The organism is Leclercia tamurae (genome assembly GCF_025566055.1).
Lineage (GTDB): Bacteria > Pseudomonadota > Gammaproteobacteria > Enterobacterales > Enterobacteriaceae > Enterobacter > Enterobacter tamurae.
The window spans coordinates 259062-272921 of sequence record NZ_JAMHKS010000072.1; the positions used below are offsets into that span (position 1 = coordinate 259062).

15 protein-coding genes are annotated in these 13860 nt (G+C 56.9%); 2 read left to right on the forward strand and 13 right to left on the reverse strand.

Annotation, left to right across the window (positions count from 1 at the left end; all coding sequences use genetic code 11):
- Window positions 1-46: 46 nt before the first annotated feature.
- The 3 genes from crl to gpt form a co-directional block, all read right to left on the reverse strand.
- A complete protein-coding gene (gene crl, locus M8318_RS11480) occupies window positions 47-448 on the reverse strand; it encodes a sigma factor-binding protein Crl (RefSeq protein WP_106995993.1) in 402 nt (133 codons plus the stop codon).
- Between the two features lie 57 nt (window positions 449-505).
- The gene (gene frsA, locus M8318_RS11485; RefSeq protein WP_261641714.1) at window positions 506-1750 is read right to left on the reverse strand and encodes an esterase FrsA; all 1245 of its coding nucleotides are present in this window, start codon (window positions 1748-1750) and stop codon (window positions 506-508) included.
- A 98-nt stretch (window positions 1751-1848) separates the two neighbouring features.
- Entirely contained in the window at window positions 1849-2307 is a 459-nt protein-coding gene (gene gpt, locus M8318_RS11490) for a xanthine phosphoribosyltransferase (RefSeq protein WP_110511589.1), read from the reverse strand.
- Between the two features lie 260 nt (window positions 2308-2567).
- On the opposite strand from gpt, the gene pepD reads away from it, so the two are divergent.
- On the forward strand, window positions 2568-4025 hold the full coding sequence (pepD, locus tag M8318_RS11495) for a cytosol nonspecific dipeptidase (RefSeq protein ID WP_262662678.1): 1458 nt from the start codon (window positions 2568-2570) through the stop codon (window positions 4023-4025).
- Between the two features lie 92 nt (window positions 4026-4117).
- Here the strand turns inward: pepD and dinB are convergent, their stop codons facing one another.
- From dinB to M8318_RS11535, 8 genes are all read right to left on the reverse strand, one after another.
- Window positions 4118-5176 (reverse strand): DNA polymerase IV, encoded by a 1059-nt coding sequence (gene dinB / locus M8318_RS11500; protein WP_262662681.1) that lies wholly within the window; start codon window positions 5174-5176, stop codon window positions 4118-4120.
- Window positions 5177-5273: 97 nt separating this feature from the next.
- On the reverse strand, window positions 5274-5474 hold the full coding sequence (gene nqrM, locus M8318_RS11505; RefSeq protein ID WP_408612241.1) for a (Na+)-NQR maturation NqrM: 201 nt from the start codon (window positions 5472-5474) through the stop codon (window positions 5274-5276).
- Window positions 5475-5476: 2 nt separating this feature from the next.
- Window positions 5477-6700, reverse strand: coding sequence for an NADH:ubiquinone reductase (Na(+)-transporting) subunit F (gene nqrF / locus M8318_RS11510; protein ID WP_262662685.1), 1224 nt, complete (start codon window positions 6698-6700; stop codon window positions 5477-5479).
- A gap of 11 nt (window positions 6701-6711) precedes the next feature.
- A complete protein-coding gene (nqrE, locus tag M8318_RS11515; protein WP_106996000.1) occupies window positions 6712-7308 on the reverse strand; it encodes an NADH:ubiquinone reductase (Na(+)-transporting) subunit E in 597 nt (198 codons plus the stop codon).
- A gap of 6 nt (window positions 7309-7314) precedes the next feature.
- Window positions 7315-7953, reverse strand: coding sequence for an NADH:ubiquinone reductase (Na(+)-transporting) subunit D (locus M8318_RS11520; protein ID WP_032616678.1), 639 nt, complete (start codon window positions 7951-7953; stop codon window positions 7315-7317).
- Window positions 7946-8740, reverse strand: a complete 795-nt coding sequence (locus M8318_RS11525; protein WP_106996002.1) for a Na(+)-translocating NADH-quinone reductase subunit C — start codon at window positions 8738-8740, stop codon at window positions 7946-7948. Before M8318_RS11525 ends, M8318_RS11520 begins: the two co-directional genes overlap by 8 nt.
- The gene (locus M8318_RS11530; RefSeq protein WP_262662687.1) at window positions 8733-9971 is read right to left on the reverse strand and encodes an NADH:ubiquinone reductase (Na(+)-transporting) subunit B; all 1239 of its coding nucleotides are present in this window, start codon (window positions 9969-9971) and stop codon (window positions 8733-8735) included. Before M8318_RS11530 ends, M8318_RS11525 begins: the two co-directional genes overlap by 8 nt.
- 3 nt (window positions 9972-9974) lie before the next feature.
- Window positions 9975-11318 (reverse strand): Na(+)-translocating NADH-quinone reductase subunit A, encoded by a 1344-nt coding sequence (locus M8318_RS11535; protein ID WP_262662688.1) that lies wholly within the window; start codon window positions 11316-11318, stop codon window positions 9975-9977.
- A gap of 425 nt (window positions 11319-11743) precedes the next feature.
- On the opposite strand from M8318_RS11535, the gene dpaA reads away from it, so the two are divergent.
- A complete protein-coding gene (gene dpaA / locus M8318_RS11540) occupies window positions 11744-12484 on the forward strand; it encodes a peptidoglycan meso-diaminopimelic acid protein amidase (protein WP_262662689.1) in 741 nt (246 codons plus the stop codon).
- On the opposite strand, the gene M8318_RS11545 is transcribed toward dpaA, so the two are convergent.
- Window positions 12455-13222 (reverse strand): class II glutamine amidotransferase, encoded by a 768-nt coding sequence (locus M8318_RS11545; RefSeq protein WP_166181648.1) that lies wholly within the window; start codon window positions 13220-13222, stop codon window positions 12455-12457. The two genes, dpaA and M8318_RS11545, sit on opposite strands and share 30 nt — an antisense overlap.
- A 45-nt stretch (window positions 13223-13267) precedes the next feature.
- Window positions 13268-13846, reverse strand: a complete 579-nt coding sequence (gene lpcA / locus M8318_RS11550; protein ID WP_059308682.1) for a D-sedoheptulose 7-phosphate isomerase — start codon at window positions 13844-13846, stop codon at window positions 13268-13270.
- Between the last annotated feature and the right edge of the window lie 14 nt (window positions 13847-13860).

Sequence of the window (13860 nt, forward strand, 5' to 3'; positions counted from 1 at the left end):
CGCTGGATGGCCGGGTTTTTTTATTGTCTGCTTTTTACGCCGGACGTTAAGCGGTCAGCTTCACCGGTTCGTTGGTGAAATCATCCGCAGGCTCGAGTTTCAGATCGAACGTCGCCAGCAGCGCGCGGGCTTTCTCATGGAATTCACGCAGGGTGTGCTCCAGGCGCTGAACCACTTCAGGATCCTTAATCGCCGTCGCCTGCCAGTGACCGTCTTTATCGAACAGGCCAAACTGGTAGTTATAGGTGAAGCGTGACGCTTCGGCTTCCATTTCCATCCACCATCCCCAGAATTCGCGCTTTTCCGGCGATGGCTTTACGTTAACGCAAACGGCCAGACAGTCGAAAAAAAAGCGATTCTCTTCGCACTGCTCTTCGCGGATGTAGGGGCCAAGAGCCATAAACTTCTTGATCATTCTACTTTTGGGATGTCCACTCGGTAACGTCATTGCGATCTCCTTTTATGAAGCCACTGTTGTACCAAAACACCAAAAATTAGCAATCTCTTAACTCAATCTCTGATGGATCCAGCGCGCTATCTGTTGCAGTGCCTTGTCAAAATTCTGATACACAGGATTGAACGGCACCTCCAGCAGCTTGCCATCGACAGATGACGAGGTGATCAAGCGGGACTCCTCTTCCGGGCTGAAGGGATCGTTTTTCCAGAAGCCAGAGAGCATCGGCGTCGGGCAACGACGACCCAGTAAGCCCTGGGTTTTCAGGGAGTAGCGATTGAGTTCCACGCGCAGCGCCTCGTCGGAGGCATCGTGCATGCCGAGGCTACTGGCCAGCACGTCGAGGTACATTTCCGGCACGCTGCCCTGCCGCGCAGGTTCGCTTAACAGCGCATGCACCACCGGCCCCAGACAGGCCACCGCTTTCAGGCGTGAGGATTCCAGATAGGCCAGACGCACGGCGACGTTAGCGCCAAAGCGGAAGCCAAACGCCGCCACCCGGGTGTGGTCCACCCACGGATTCTGCTCCAGCGCCTTGAGGGCATGCTGGTGGAGCAAACTGGAATCCTGAGTCAGTTTCCACTTGGACGAGAAGCCGATTGACGGCATGTCGAGGGTCAGCATCGCCAGCCCTTTCGGGGCTAAGTAGCGCTCATACAGGCTGTAGTAATCGGTTTGCAACGAGTCGAGGCCGCCGCACATCATCACCGTCGGGAAGGGGCCGTCGCCTGCAGGCATATGCAGGAAGCCGGTCACCGCCGGGCCGCCAGGGATGGTAAAGGTGAGTTCGCGCATCTGACCCGGCAGATGCTGGGCCGCTTCCTGGTAGGCGCGGTTCGCCAGCGCCTGCGCCTGCTCGGCCAGTTCGTCGCCTTTCAGGTGCGGGTAAGCCGCAATGCTGTAGAGATTACAGGCATGCAGCCAGTGCTTGCCGCTTAGCAAGGGGTCCTCTTCCTGGCTCGCCTTTTGCTGCCAGATCATCGCCTGGGTTGCCCATTCGTAAATCCAGTTGCCACCGCGATAGCCCACCACCGTGTCGTACAGATCGTCGTCGGTACGTTCGGCCTGACTCATCACGATACGCGCCTGCACATCCAGAATTTCACGGGGATCGATGCCGCGCCAGATCCACATCAGACGGTTAACCATGCGATACCAGTGCGGGATGTTTTTGCCATCCAGCGCCGATTGCACTGACGGTTGTACGCCACTGTTGAAGCGACGAACCAGCGTCGAGGTTTCCGGATGCTTGAATTTGGGCTTGAAAAGAATTTCGCTGAGATTCGCCTGGGACATTGCGCGCTGCCTCTTAAGATACGTCAGAGGGCATCATTGTAACGCGACAACGGCGAAAAAATAACGCCCGGCATCACCGGGCGTTAAAAATGTATGGATTAGCGGCCTGAAATAGGTGGGATGAATGCTACGCCCATATCCCATGGCTGTTCGATCCAGGTATCCTGCGGGATATCAATCACATAATCGTCTACCAGCGGCTGACCGGCTGGCTTAGCAAAGATAGTCACGAAATGCGCTTTTGGATACATTTCGCGAATGGCGACTGCGGTACCACCGGTATCAACCAGATCGTCAATCACGATGAAACCTTCACCATCGCCTTCGGCGCGTTTCAGCACTTTCAGTTCACGCTGGTTGTCGTGGTCGTAGCTGGAGATGCACACGGTATCGACATGGCGAATACCCAGCTCACGTGCCAGCAATGCCCCCGGTACCAGGCCACCGCGGCTAACCGCGATAATGCCTTTCCACTGTTCAGATGGCATCAGGCGTGCAGCCAGTTTACGTGCATGAATCTGCAACATGTCCCAGGTGACGATGTATTTTTCGCTCATGTGAATTGTCCCAGCCTGTTTATATACGGCTTAAAAAGTGTTCGAGGGGGAAAATGGTTGCGCGAGATTATAGAGATCTGAAGCACTAAAAACCAGTGCTAAGCGGCCCGGCCCGGAGTTTTTACTTGCTAACCCCTACCAGCCGACAGAGAAAGTGGTATTCTCGAACCCACCTCGCAAGTCTGACTTGTGGTAACTCTAAACCTGCTAACCCCGTGACCTGCAACATTGTCTGCAGGCCATCGACAAGGAGACTTACTGTGTCTGAACTGTCTCAGTTATCGCCACAACCGCTGTGGGATATTTTTGCCAAAATCTGCTCCATTCCTCACCCGTCTTATCACGAAGAACAGCTTGCCGAACACATCATGGGCTGGGCGAAGGAAAAAGGGCTGCACGCCGAACGCGACCAGGTTGGCAACATTCTGATCCGTAAACCTGCCACCGCCGGGATGGAAAACCGTAAACCGGTTGTGCTCCAGGCGCACCTGGACATGGTTCCACAGAAGAACAACGACACCGTTCACGATTTCACCAAAGATCCGATTCAGCCGTACATCGACGGCGAGTGGATCAAAGCCCGCGGCACCACTCTGGGTGCCGATAACGGCATCGGTATGGCCTCTGCGCTGGCGGTACTGGCAGACGATCGCGTTGAGCATGGTCCGCTGGAAGTGCTGCTGACCATGACCGAAGAAGCCGGGATGGATGGCGCCTTTGGTCTGCAGGCGAATTGGCTGCAGGCGGATATCCTGATCAATACCGATTCCGAAGAGGAAGGCGAAATCTACATGGGTTGCGCGGGCGGTATCGACTTTATCTCCACCCTGCCGCTGACTCGTGAAGCGATCCCGACAGGCTTCCAGACCTTCAAGCTGACGCTGAAAGGGCTGAAAGGCGGCCACTCCGGCGGTGATATTCACTTAGGGTTAGGCAATGCCAACAAGCTGCTGGCCCGCTTCCTGGCCGGTCATGCTGCCGAATTGGATCTGCGTCTGGTGGATTTCAACGGCGGTACGCTGCGTAACGCGATCCCGCGTGAAGCCTTTGCCACCGTGGCCGTTGCCGCAGACAAAGCCGATGCGCTGAAAAAGCTCTCCACCGTCTATCTGGATATCCTGAAAAACGAACTGGAAGCGAAAGAGAAGAACCTGACCGTGGTGCTGGAAGCGGTTACGACGGATAAAGCTGCGCTGACTGAACAGTCCCGCGACCGCTTTGTTCAGCTGCTGAACGCTACGCCAAACGGCGTGATCCGCAACTCTGACGTGGCGAAAGGCGTGGTAGAAACCTCCCTGAACGTCGGCGTGGTGACCATGGCTGACGACAGCGCAGAGATTATCTGCCTGATCCGCTCCCTGATCGACAGCGGGAAAGAGTACGTGGTGAGCATGCTGGAATCTCTGGGCAAACTGTCTGGCGCGCAAACCGTCGCCAAAGGCAGCTACCCGGGCTGGCAGCCAGATGCGAGTTCACCGGTGATGGCGCTGGTGCGTGAAACCTATCAGCGTCTGTTCAACAGCACGCCGAACATTCAGGTGATCCACGCGGGTCTGGAGTGTGGTCTGTTCAAGAAACCGTACCCGGATATGGATATGGTTTCCATCGGGCCGACCATTACCGGTCCGCACAGCCCGGATGAGCAGGTGCATATCGAAAGCGTGGGCCATTACTGGACCCTGCTGACCGAACTGCTGAAAGCGATCCCGGTGAAGTAATCAGCCTCGTTGCCCGGCGGCACTGCGTTTGCCGGGCCTACGGGGTAAACGCCTTTTGTTGGCCCGGTAAGCGTCAGCGCCACCGGGCTTTTTTACAGCCCCAGCACCAACTGCCGCTCCAGCTGCGGATCCAGCAGCGTGACATGCAACCCCACCAGCCGTACCCCACGCCCTGCCCGACGCTCTTCCCAGGCTTTCTTCGCGGTGGCAATCAAATCCTCTTTGTTCAGCCGCGGCCAGACGTGCTCCTGGGTGGTTTGCTGAAAATCGTTAAACTTGAGTTTGACCCCCTGACGGGCAATCAGCAGATCCGGTTTGACCTTCGCCAGCCGCCGCTCCAGCTCAGGATAGAGCTGCCCGATGATAATGGCTTCGCAGTCTGCCCAGACGTGAATATCTTCCGCCAGGGTGCGTTCCACCCCCACCGATTTACGCAGCCGCTCGCTGTTAACGTTGCGCTCATCAATGCCCTGGCTCCGCTCCCATAGCACCCGGCCAAATTTACCGAAGCGCTTCAACAGCATCCCCAGGTCGCTGTTCTGCACATCCTCACAGGTGCGCAGCCCCATGTTCTCCAGCTTTGCCGCAGAGACTTTCCCTACGCCAGGGATCTTGCCCAGCGGCAGCGTTTTGATAAAGGCCGGGACCTCGTCAGGGGTGATCACATACTGGCCGTTGGGCTTATTGAGATCGGAGGCGATTTTGGCGAGAAATTTAACCGGCGCGACGCCCGCCGAGGCGGTGAGCTGCAGTTCATCGAAAATCGTCTGACGGATCTCCTGGGCCATCAGCGTGGCGGAGCCGTGGCAGTGCAGACTGTCGGTGACATCCAGATAGGCTTCGTCCAGCGACAGGGGTTCGATCAGGGAGGTGTAGCGGGAGAAGATCTCACGAATATGGTGGGACGCTTCTTTGTAGGCCTCGAAACGACCAGGTAATAAGGTGAGGTGCGGGCAGAGTTTTAACGCCATCGCGGTCGGCATGGCGCTGCGCACGCCAAATTTACGTGCCGGATAGTTCGCGGTGCTGATCACGCCGCGCTGCACACGACTGCCGCCAATGGCAATCGGGATATCTCGTAGCGCCGGATTATCCCGCATTTCCACCGCAGCAAAAAAACAGTCCATATCGACATGGATTATTTTGCGCATAGTAAGCCCTCACTAATGACTGGATAAGTATACAGTTATCAGTGAGGATTGAAAACGCCCGGTGGCGGCTTCGCCTTACCGGGCCTACAAAAGCATGTCACAGGATCCTGCGCGCCTCACGTTCCATGCGCTTTTTACGCGCGTCGCACGGCTCCGGGCAGTCGCAGACTTTCTCCATCCCCAGCGAAGAGATGCCGCCGCAGCTGCCCTGAATGCTTTTACGCTTAATCAGCCAGCCGAGCGACATGCCAAATATCACCAGCACAAACATCGCAAAGGTCAGCAGGAAGGTCACCATCATCAGCCTCCAAAATCATCCAGCATGATGTTCTCATCTTCCACACCGAGATCCTGCAGCATTTTGATCACCGCGGCGTTCATCATTGGCGGCCCGCACATGTAGAACTCGCAGTCTTCCGGAGCGGCGTGGTGTTTGAGGTAGTTTTCATACAGAACGTTATGAATGAACCCGGTGTAGCCGGTCCAGTTATCTTCCGGTAGCGGATCGGACAGCGCAATGTGGAAGCTGAAGTTCGGGTTATCCCGCGCCAGCTGTTCAAACTCCTCCTGATAGAACATCTCCCGCAGCGAGCGGGCGCCGTACCAGAAGCTGATCTTACGCTGGCTACCCAGACGCTTAAGCTGGTCAAAGATGTGCGAGCGCATCGGCGCCATCCCGGCTCCTCCGCCGATAAATACCATTTCGGCATCGGTCTCTTTGGCAAAGAACTCGCCAAACGGACCGGAGATAGTCACCTTATCGCCCGCTTTCAGCGACCAGATATAGGACGACATGATCCCCGGCGGTGCATCCGGTACGCCTGGCGGCGGCGTGGCGATACGCACGTTGAGCATGATGATGCCCTTCTCATCCGGGTAGTTGGCCATGGAGTAGGCGCGCAGCGTCGGCTCCTTAACCTCAGAGACAAAGCGGAACAGGTTGAATTTATCCCAGTCGCCGCGGTACTCGTCCGGTACATCAAAGTCTTTGTAGGCGACGGTATGCTCCGGGCATTCGATCTGAATGTAGCCACCCGCGCGGAACGGCACATCTTCGCCATCGGGAACCCGCAGCTTCAGCTCTTTAATGAAGGTGGCTTTGTTATCGTTGGAGATAACCTCACACTGCCACTTTTTCACGCCGAAGATCTCCTCCGGCAGCTCAATCTTCATGTTCTGACGCACCGCCACCTGGCAGGCCAGACGACAACCCTCTTTCGCCTCACGCTTGCTGATGTGCGACAGTTCGGTCGGCAGGATATCGCCGCCACCCTCTTTGACCGTGACCCGGCATTGCCCGCAGGAGCCACCGCCGCCGCAGGCAGAAGAGATAAAAATGCCATTGCCGGAGAGCGTGTTCAGCAGCTTGTCACCCGCAGGGGTGCGGATCTGCTTATCCGCCTCATCGTTAATCTCAATGATCACATCGCCGGAATTCACCAGCTTTGACCGCGCCACCAGAATCAGCCCCGAGAGCACCAGCACGATCAGCGTAAACATCACCACGCCAAGAATAATTTCCATACAGTTTGCCCTTACAGCTGCACACCGGAGAAGGACATAAAGCCCAGCGCCATCAGACCGGTGGTGATAAAGGTGATCCCTAAGCCGCGCAACCCGGCCGGCACGTTGGCATACTTCATTTTTTCACGCAGGCCCGCCATCGTCACGATAGCCAGCATCCAGCCAATGCCGGAGCCGAAGCCGTAGACCACCGACTCGCTAAAGTTGTAATCACGTTGCACCATGAACGACACGCCGCCGAAAATGGCGCAGTTCACGGCAATCAGCGGCAGGAAGATGCCCAGCGCGGTGTAGAGTGACGGGAAGTACTTATCGAGGATCATCTCGAGGATCTGCACCAGTGCCGCGATCACCCCAATGAAGGTGATGAAGTTGAGGAAGCTCAGATCAACGCCATCCACCAGAGCGCTGTCGCGCAGCACCAGGTTAAAGACCAGGTTGTTGATCGGTACCGACAGCCCCAGCACCACCGTAACGGCAACGCCCAGGCCGAAGGCGGTCGACACCTTTTTGGACACGGCGAGGAACGTACACATGCCGAGGAAAAACGCGAGCGCCATGTTTTCAACAAACACCGCTCGCACAAACAAACTCAGGTAATGAGCCATTGTCGGTTACTCCTTTTCCTGCTGCTCGGGGCGCCAGGTTCTCACCGCCCAGATCAGCAAACCGATAATGAAGAACGCGCTGGGGGCCAGAAGGAACAGGCCGTTCGGCAGATACCAGCCGCCGTTTTGCACGGTATCGAGCACGGTGATGCCAAACAGCTTGCCGCTGCCAATCAGCTCGCGCAGGAAACCGACCGTCAGCAGGATCACGCCGTAGCCGAGACCGTTGCCGATACCATCCATAAAGCTCGCCAGCGGCGGCATCTTCATGGCGTAGGCTTCTGCCCGCCCCATTACGATGCAGTTGGTGATGATCAGGCCGACAAACACCGACAGCTGTTTTGAGGTTTCGTAGGCAAAGGCCCGCAGCAGCTGATCCACCACGATCACCAACGAGGCGATGATCGCCATCTGCACGATGATGCGTACGCTGTTGGGGATGTGGTGACGGATCATCGAGATGAACATGCTGGAAAACGCCGTCACCAGAGTTACCGCCAGGGTCATCACCACCGCGGTTTCCAGCTTGGTGGTCACCGCCAGCGCCGAACAGACACCCAAGACCTGCAGGGTAATCGGGTTGTTGGCGATCAGCGGCCCGATAAGAACCCGTTTAACTTCTTTCAGTTCGCCCGCATCAGCCATTGTTCAGCTCTCCTTCACGTACCTTTTTAAGAAAGGGTCCAAAGCCCAGCTCACCCATCCAGAAATCAAAGCTGTGCTGAACGCCGTTTGAGGTCAGCGTGGCACCAGAGAGGCCATCGACAGCGTACTCATCCCCCGGACGTGCGGCCCCTTTCATCACTTTTAGCGCCGGTTGACCGTTATCATCCAGCACCTTTTTGCCGACAAACTGCGCCCGCCAGGCCGGATTCTCTACTTCGCCGCCCAGCCCCGGGGTTTCGCCCTGGTCGTAATAAGTGATGCCTTTAACGGTTCGGCCATCGGTATTGAGGGCGACGAAGGCATACATCATCGACCACAATCCGTTGCCGTATACCGGCAGAACCAGCTCCTGAACGCGTTGTTGCTCATCCCGCACCAGGTAAATCTCCGCCGTATTGCTGCGACGTTTGATGCCAGCCGGATCCTGACTGGCCTCCAGCACGGTGCTGCGCTGTGGATCTTTCAGCGCCTGCGCCTGGTTGTAGCTGGACGGATCGCTCTCCAGCAGCTCGCCGGTATTGAGATCTACCAGACGCGGGGTGATGCGTTCGGCAAAGGTCTGCGCCACATCTTCGGCGCTCATTTCGCCCTGCATCAGCCCGGCCACCGCCAGAATGTTACGTTGCTTATCGAGGGCGCGTTGTTCCTGCTGACGGGACTTAAGCCCTACCGCAGAGCCCGCCACCACGATGGAGCAGACCAGGCACAACACGATGACCACCATCAGCGTCTTGCCGATGCTGTCATTATTTTTTATCTCAGCCACGCGCCTTCCTCCGTTTGATGTTGGCCCGCACCACCAGGTAATCGAACAGCGGCGCAAACAGGTTGGCGAACAGGATCGCCAGCATCATCCCTTCCGGGTAGGCCGGGTTCACGACGCGGATCAGTACACACATCACACCGATCAGCGCCCCGTACCACCATTTGCCTTTATCGGTAAAGGAGGCCGACACCGGATCGGTGGCCATAAACATCATGCCGAAGGCGAAACCGCCCAGCACCAGATGCCAGTACCACGGCATGGCGAACATCGGGTTAGTCGTCGAGCCGATCAGGTTAAACAGCGTCGCGGTGAGGATCATGCCGAGCATGACGCCTGCCACGATGCGCCAGGAGGCGACGCGGCCAAACAGAATGATGGCACCGCCAATCAGGATCATCAGCGTGGAGACTTCGCCTATCGAGCCCGGAATGGTACCGATAAACGCATCGAACCAGCTGACCGGTTGCCCGGTGGCGTTGTTAACCAGCGCCTCGCCGCCGTGGGCGGCCCACTGCGACAGCGGCGTCGCACCGGAGAAACCATCCGCCGCCGTCCAGACCAGATCGCCGGAGATTTGCGCCGGATAGGCAAAGAACAGGAACGCACGTCCGGCAAGGGCCGGGTTGAGGAAGTTGCGCCCGGTACCGCCGAAGATCTCCTTCGCCATCACCACGCCAAAACTGATGCCCATCGCCGCCTGCCACAGCGGCAGCGTTGGCGGGACAATCAGGGCAAACAGAATGGAGGTAACAAAGAAGCCTTCGTTGATCTCGTGCTTGCGGATAATCGCGAACAGCACTTCCCAGAAGCCGCCGACCAGAAAGACCGTCAGGTAGATCGGCAGGAAGTAAACCGCCCCCAGCGTCATCATGCTGATCCAACCGGCATCAGGGGTAAAGCTGACGCCGAGCATCTGCGCCACCCGGTAGTGCCAGTCGCCCGCGATAATCTGCGGCAGCTGCTGGGCATCATAAAGATGCGTCAGCGCCGGGATAGTCTGCAGACCGACGTTGTACATGCCCCAGAACATTGCCGGGAACACCGCGAACCAGACGAGGATCATCATACGCTTGAGGTCAATAGCGTCGCGCACGTGCGCGGCCCCTTTGGTGACCTGGCCAGGCGTATAGAACAGCGTGGCGGTCGCTTCAAACAGCGGGTAATACTTTTCCAGCTTGCCGCCGCGGGTAAAGTGCGGCTCCAGCTTTTCAATGAGATGTTTCAGGCCCATCAGTTATCCTTCCTGCTCAATGCGGGTTAATACCTCGCGCAATACCGGTCCGTATTCGTATTTACCGGGGCAAACGTAGGTGCACAGGGCCAGATCTTCTTCATCCAGCTCGAGGCAGCCCAGCGCCTGGGCACTGTCGGTATCCCCCGCCAGCAGATCGCGCAGCAGCAGGGTCGGCAGGATGTCGAGCGGCATTACGCGTTCGTAGTTGCCGATAGGCACCATCGCCCGCTCGCCGCCGTTAGTATCGGTGGAGAAGTTAAACAGCTTGTTGCGCAGGAAGTGGCCAAGCGTAGTGCGGGTGACGGAGAACTTCTCTCTGCCGGGCATCACCCAGCCGAACAGCTCTTTCTCGCGCCCCTCTTTCACCACGCTGACCTGTAGATGAAAGCGCCCGAGATACGCGTGAGTGCCTGTGGCATGCCTGCCGCTGAGGACTGAGCCCGAAATATGACGGTTTTCGCCGTCCAGGGTTTCGTCCGCCAGCAGGTCATTAATATCTGCCCCCAGGCAGGTGCGCACCAGACGCGGGTTGCGCATCTGCGGGCCGCCGAGGGCGATAACCCGCTCGGTACAAAGCTCGCCGGTGGTGAACAGCTTGCCAATGGCGATCACCTCCTGGTAGTTGAGATGCCAGACCTGTTTGGTCAGGCTGACGGCCTCCAGGAAATGGATATGCGTCCCTGGCAACCCTGCCGGATGCGGCCCGGCGAAGGCGTTGAACGTCACCTTCCCTTGCGGGTGCCCGCCCAGCTTGCCGCCGCCCGCCTGGCAGACATGTACTTTGCCGTCCGTCAGACGTGTGAGGAGGGTCAGTCCGGCATCAAATGCCTGACGCTGGGCCAGGATAATCGGCTGCGGGTCGGCGCTGAGCGGATTGGTGTCGATGGCGGTGACGAAAATGGCGGCAGGCACGGTGCCATGCACCGGGGTTTTGCTGAATGGACGGGTACGCAGCGCCGTCCATAGCCCTGATTCCAGCAGTTGCGCCTGCACCGCCTGGCGGGAGAGCGCATGCAGGTCGGCGGTATTGTGGCGGGTAAACTCGCGCTGCCGATCGCCTTCCAGCCGGATCACCACCGATTGCAGTACCCGACGCTCGCCACGATGAATGGCTACTACCGTTCCGCTGGCGGGTGCGGTGAAGAGGACGCCGGGATTTTTTTTATCCTCAAATAGCGCCTGGCCTTTAATAACGCTGTCGCCTTCCTGCACCAGCATGGTGGGACGCATACCGATGTAGTCGTCCCCCAGGATCGCCACGTGGCGGGGAGCCGCACAGGGCGAAATCTGCTGTACGGGAATGCCAGAAATCGGCAAATCAAGTCCTTTTCTTATTCTGATCATAGTGTTAGTTGATATCCATGAATAACCGTTCCGCTCAGAGGGGCGGACGAGTCAGAAGTCGTTGCACAGGATAAAGAAAGGCGGCGAGAACTCGCCTGTGTGAACAGAAGGATCGCGGATGATCCTGAAAAAGCGTCCTTTCTTAACCTTCGGTCATAAGACGGGCGCAGTGTACCATTTTCACCTATCAGGAGGCAGAGATAACGCAGCGGCAGGTGCTAAAATGCGACCAATTACGCAAAGTTCTCAATGCCAGCGCGACCGATCCAGGTTATAAGGGAAAACTATTTTGTAAACCGTCGAGCTGGCGCTTGCGAAAAAATGCAGTGGTGCTAATGTGAGCACGCCCGATACAGACAAATCTGATTTCGGCTCTCTTTTGCCGTCCTGGCAAGTTGGTTATGTTTTATCAAGGAACATGTAGTATGCGTAAAATCGCATTGTTCATTGCGATGCTTCTTATTCCGTGCGTTTCGTTTGCCGGGCTGCTCAGCAGCAACAGCTCCACGACGCCAGTGAGCAAAGAATACAAGCAGCAGTTGATGGGCTCTCCGGTCTATATCCAGATCTTCAAGGAAGAGCGTACGTTAGACCTGTTTGTGAAGATGGGTGAGACGTATCAGCTGCTCGACAGCTATAAAATCTGTAACTACTCCGGCGGCCTCGGCCCGAAACAGCGTCAGGGCGATTTTAAAAGCCCGGAGGGGTTCTACAGTGTTCAGCGTAGCCAGCTAAAACCCGACAGCCGCTTCTATAAAGCCATCAACATCGGCTTTCCGAATGCCTATGACCGTGCCCATGGCTATGACGGTAAATACCTGATGATCCACGGGGCCTGTGTTTCCGTCGGCTGCTATGCCATGACCGACAGCGGAATTGATGAGATCTTCCAGTTTGTGACCGGGGCGTTGGTGTTTGGCCAGTCTGCCGTGCAGGTGAGCATCTATCCGTTCCGCATGACCGATGCCAATATGGCGCGTCACAAAACCTCCTACTACGCGGAGTTCTGGAAACAGCTGAAACCGGGTTATGACTACTTCCAGCAGACGCGTAAGCCGCCGACCGTTTCGGTGGTGGATGGACGTTACATAGTCAGCAAACCGCTGAGCCACGAAGTCGTCCAGCCACAACTGGCGTCAAACTACACGCTCCCCGAGACAAAATAAGATCCACTCGCCTGGCATAATCTTTTGCCAGGCTTCGTTGCCCGTCAGCGGCTGCGTTGCAATCACAGTGACCACATCGTTCGGTGTGGTCTCTTTCTGAAAGTCGATTTCCACATCCTGATCCAGTAGCTTTGCCACGCCAAACGGCGCCCGGCGGGTAATCCAGAACAAATTCGTGGAGCAGAACGCCATCACGTAGCGCCCGTCAGACAACAGCATGTTGAACACGCCCTTCTCACGTAACTCAGACGCCAGCGAGGCAATGTATTTAAACACTGCGGTCATGTTGCTCGGGGTGCGTGGATAGCGCTCGGTCAGCTTATGCAGCAGCCAGCAGAAGGCTTTTTCACTGTCGGTTTCCCCCACCGGACGGAAGTTGCCGGTCTCCAGCGACTTGTAACCGCTCAGCTGGCCGTTGTGGGCGTAGGTCCAGTTGCGTCCCCACAGCTCGCGGGTAAACGGATGGGTGTTTTCCAGCGCGACTTCACCGCGGTTGGCCTGGCGAATGTGGGCCACCACCGAGCGGGATTTAATCGGATAATCCTGCACCAGTCTGGCAATCGGGGAGTTGAAGCTGGGTTGTGGATCCTTGAACGTGCGACAGCCTTTCCCTTCGTAGAAGGTGATACCCCAGCCGTCTTTATGCGGCCCGGTTCCTCCACCGCGCTGCACCAGCCCGGTAAAACTGAAGCAGATATCGGTCGGCACATTGGCGCTCATCCCGAGCAGTTCGCACATACATCACCTCCACAACTGCGGGGGCGATATGCCCCCAGCGAAGTCTTACTTAACCATCTCTTTTTCGATTAACTGAATCAGGATATGGATCACTTTGATGTGAATTTCCTGAATACGGTCAGCGTAACCGAAGTGAGGCACACGAATTTCGATATCCGCCGTACCTGCCATTTTGCCACCGTCTTTGCCGGTCAGGGTTATGACTTTCATCCCCTTCTCACGCGCGGCTTCAATCGCTTTGATCACGTTGCCGGAGTTGCCAGAGGTAGAAATTCCCAGCAGGACATCTCCTTCACGACCCACCGCTTCAACATAGCGGGAGAAAATATGATCGTAACCGAAGTCGTTGCCCACGCAGGAGATGTGGCTGACGTCAGAGATGGCGATCGCCGGATAGCCCGGACGGTTTTCACGATAACGACCGGTCAGCTCCTCGGCAAAGTGCATGGCATCACAATGTGAACCGCCATTGCCGCAGGAGAGCACTTTACCGCCCTCTTTGAAGCTGTCGGCCAGCAGGACCGCCGCGCGCTGAATAGCGTGAATATTGGCTTCATCTTTCAGAAAGTTAGCCAGCGTTTCCGCCGCTTCGTTCAGTTCGTTACGAATAAGATCCTGGTACATGAGGATAATCCTTC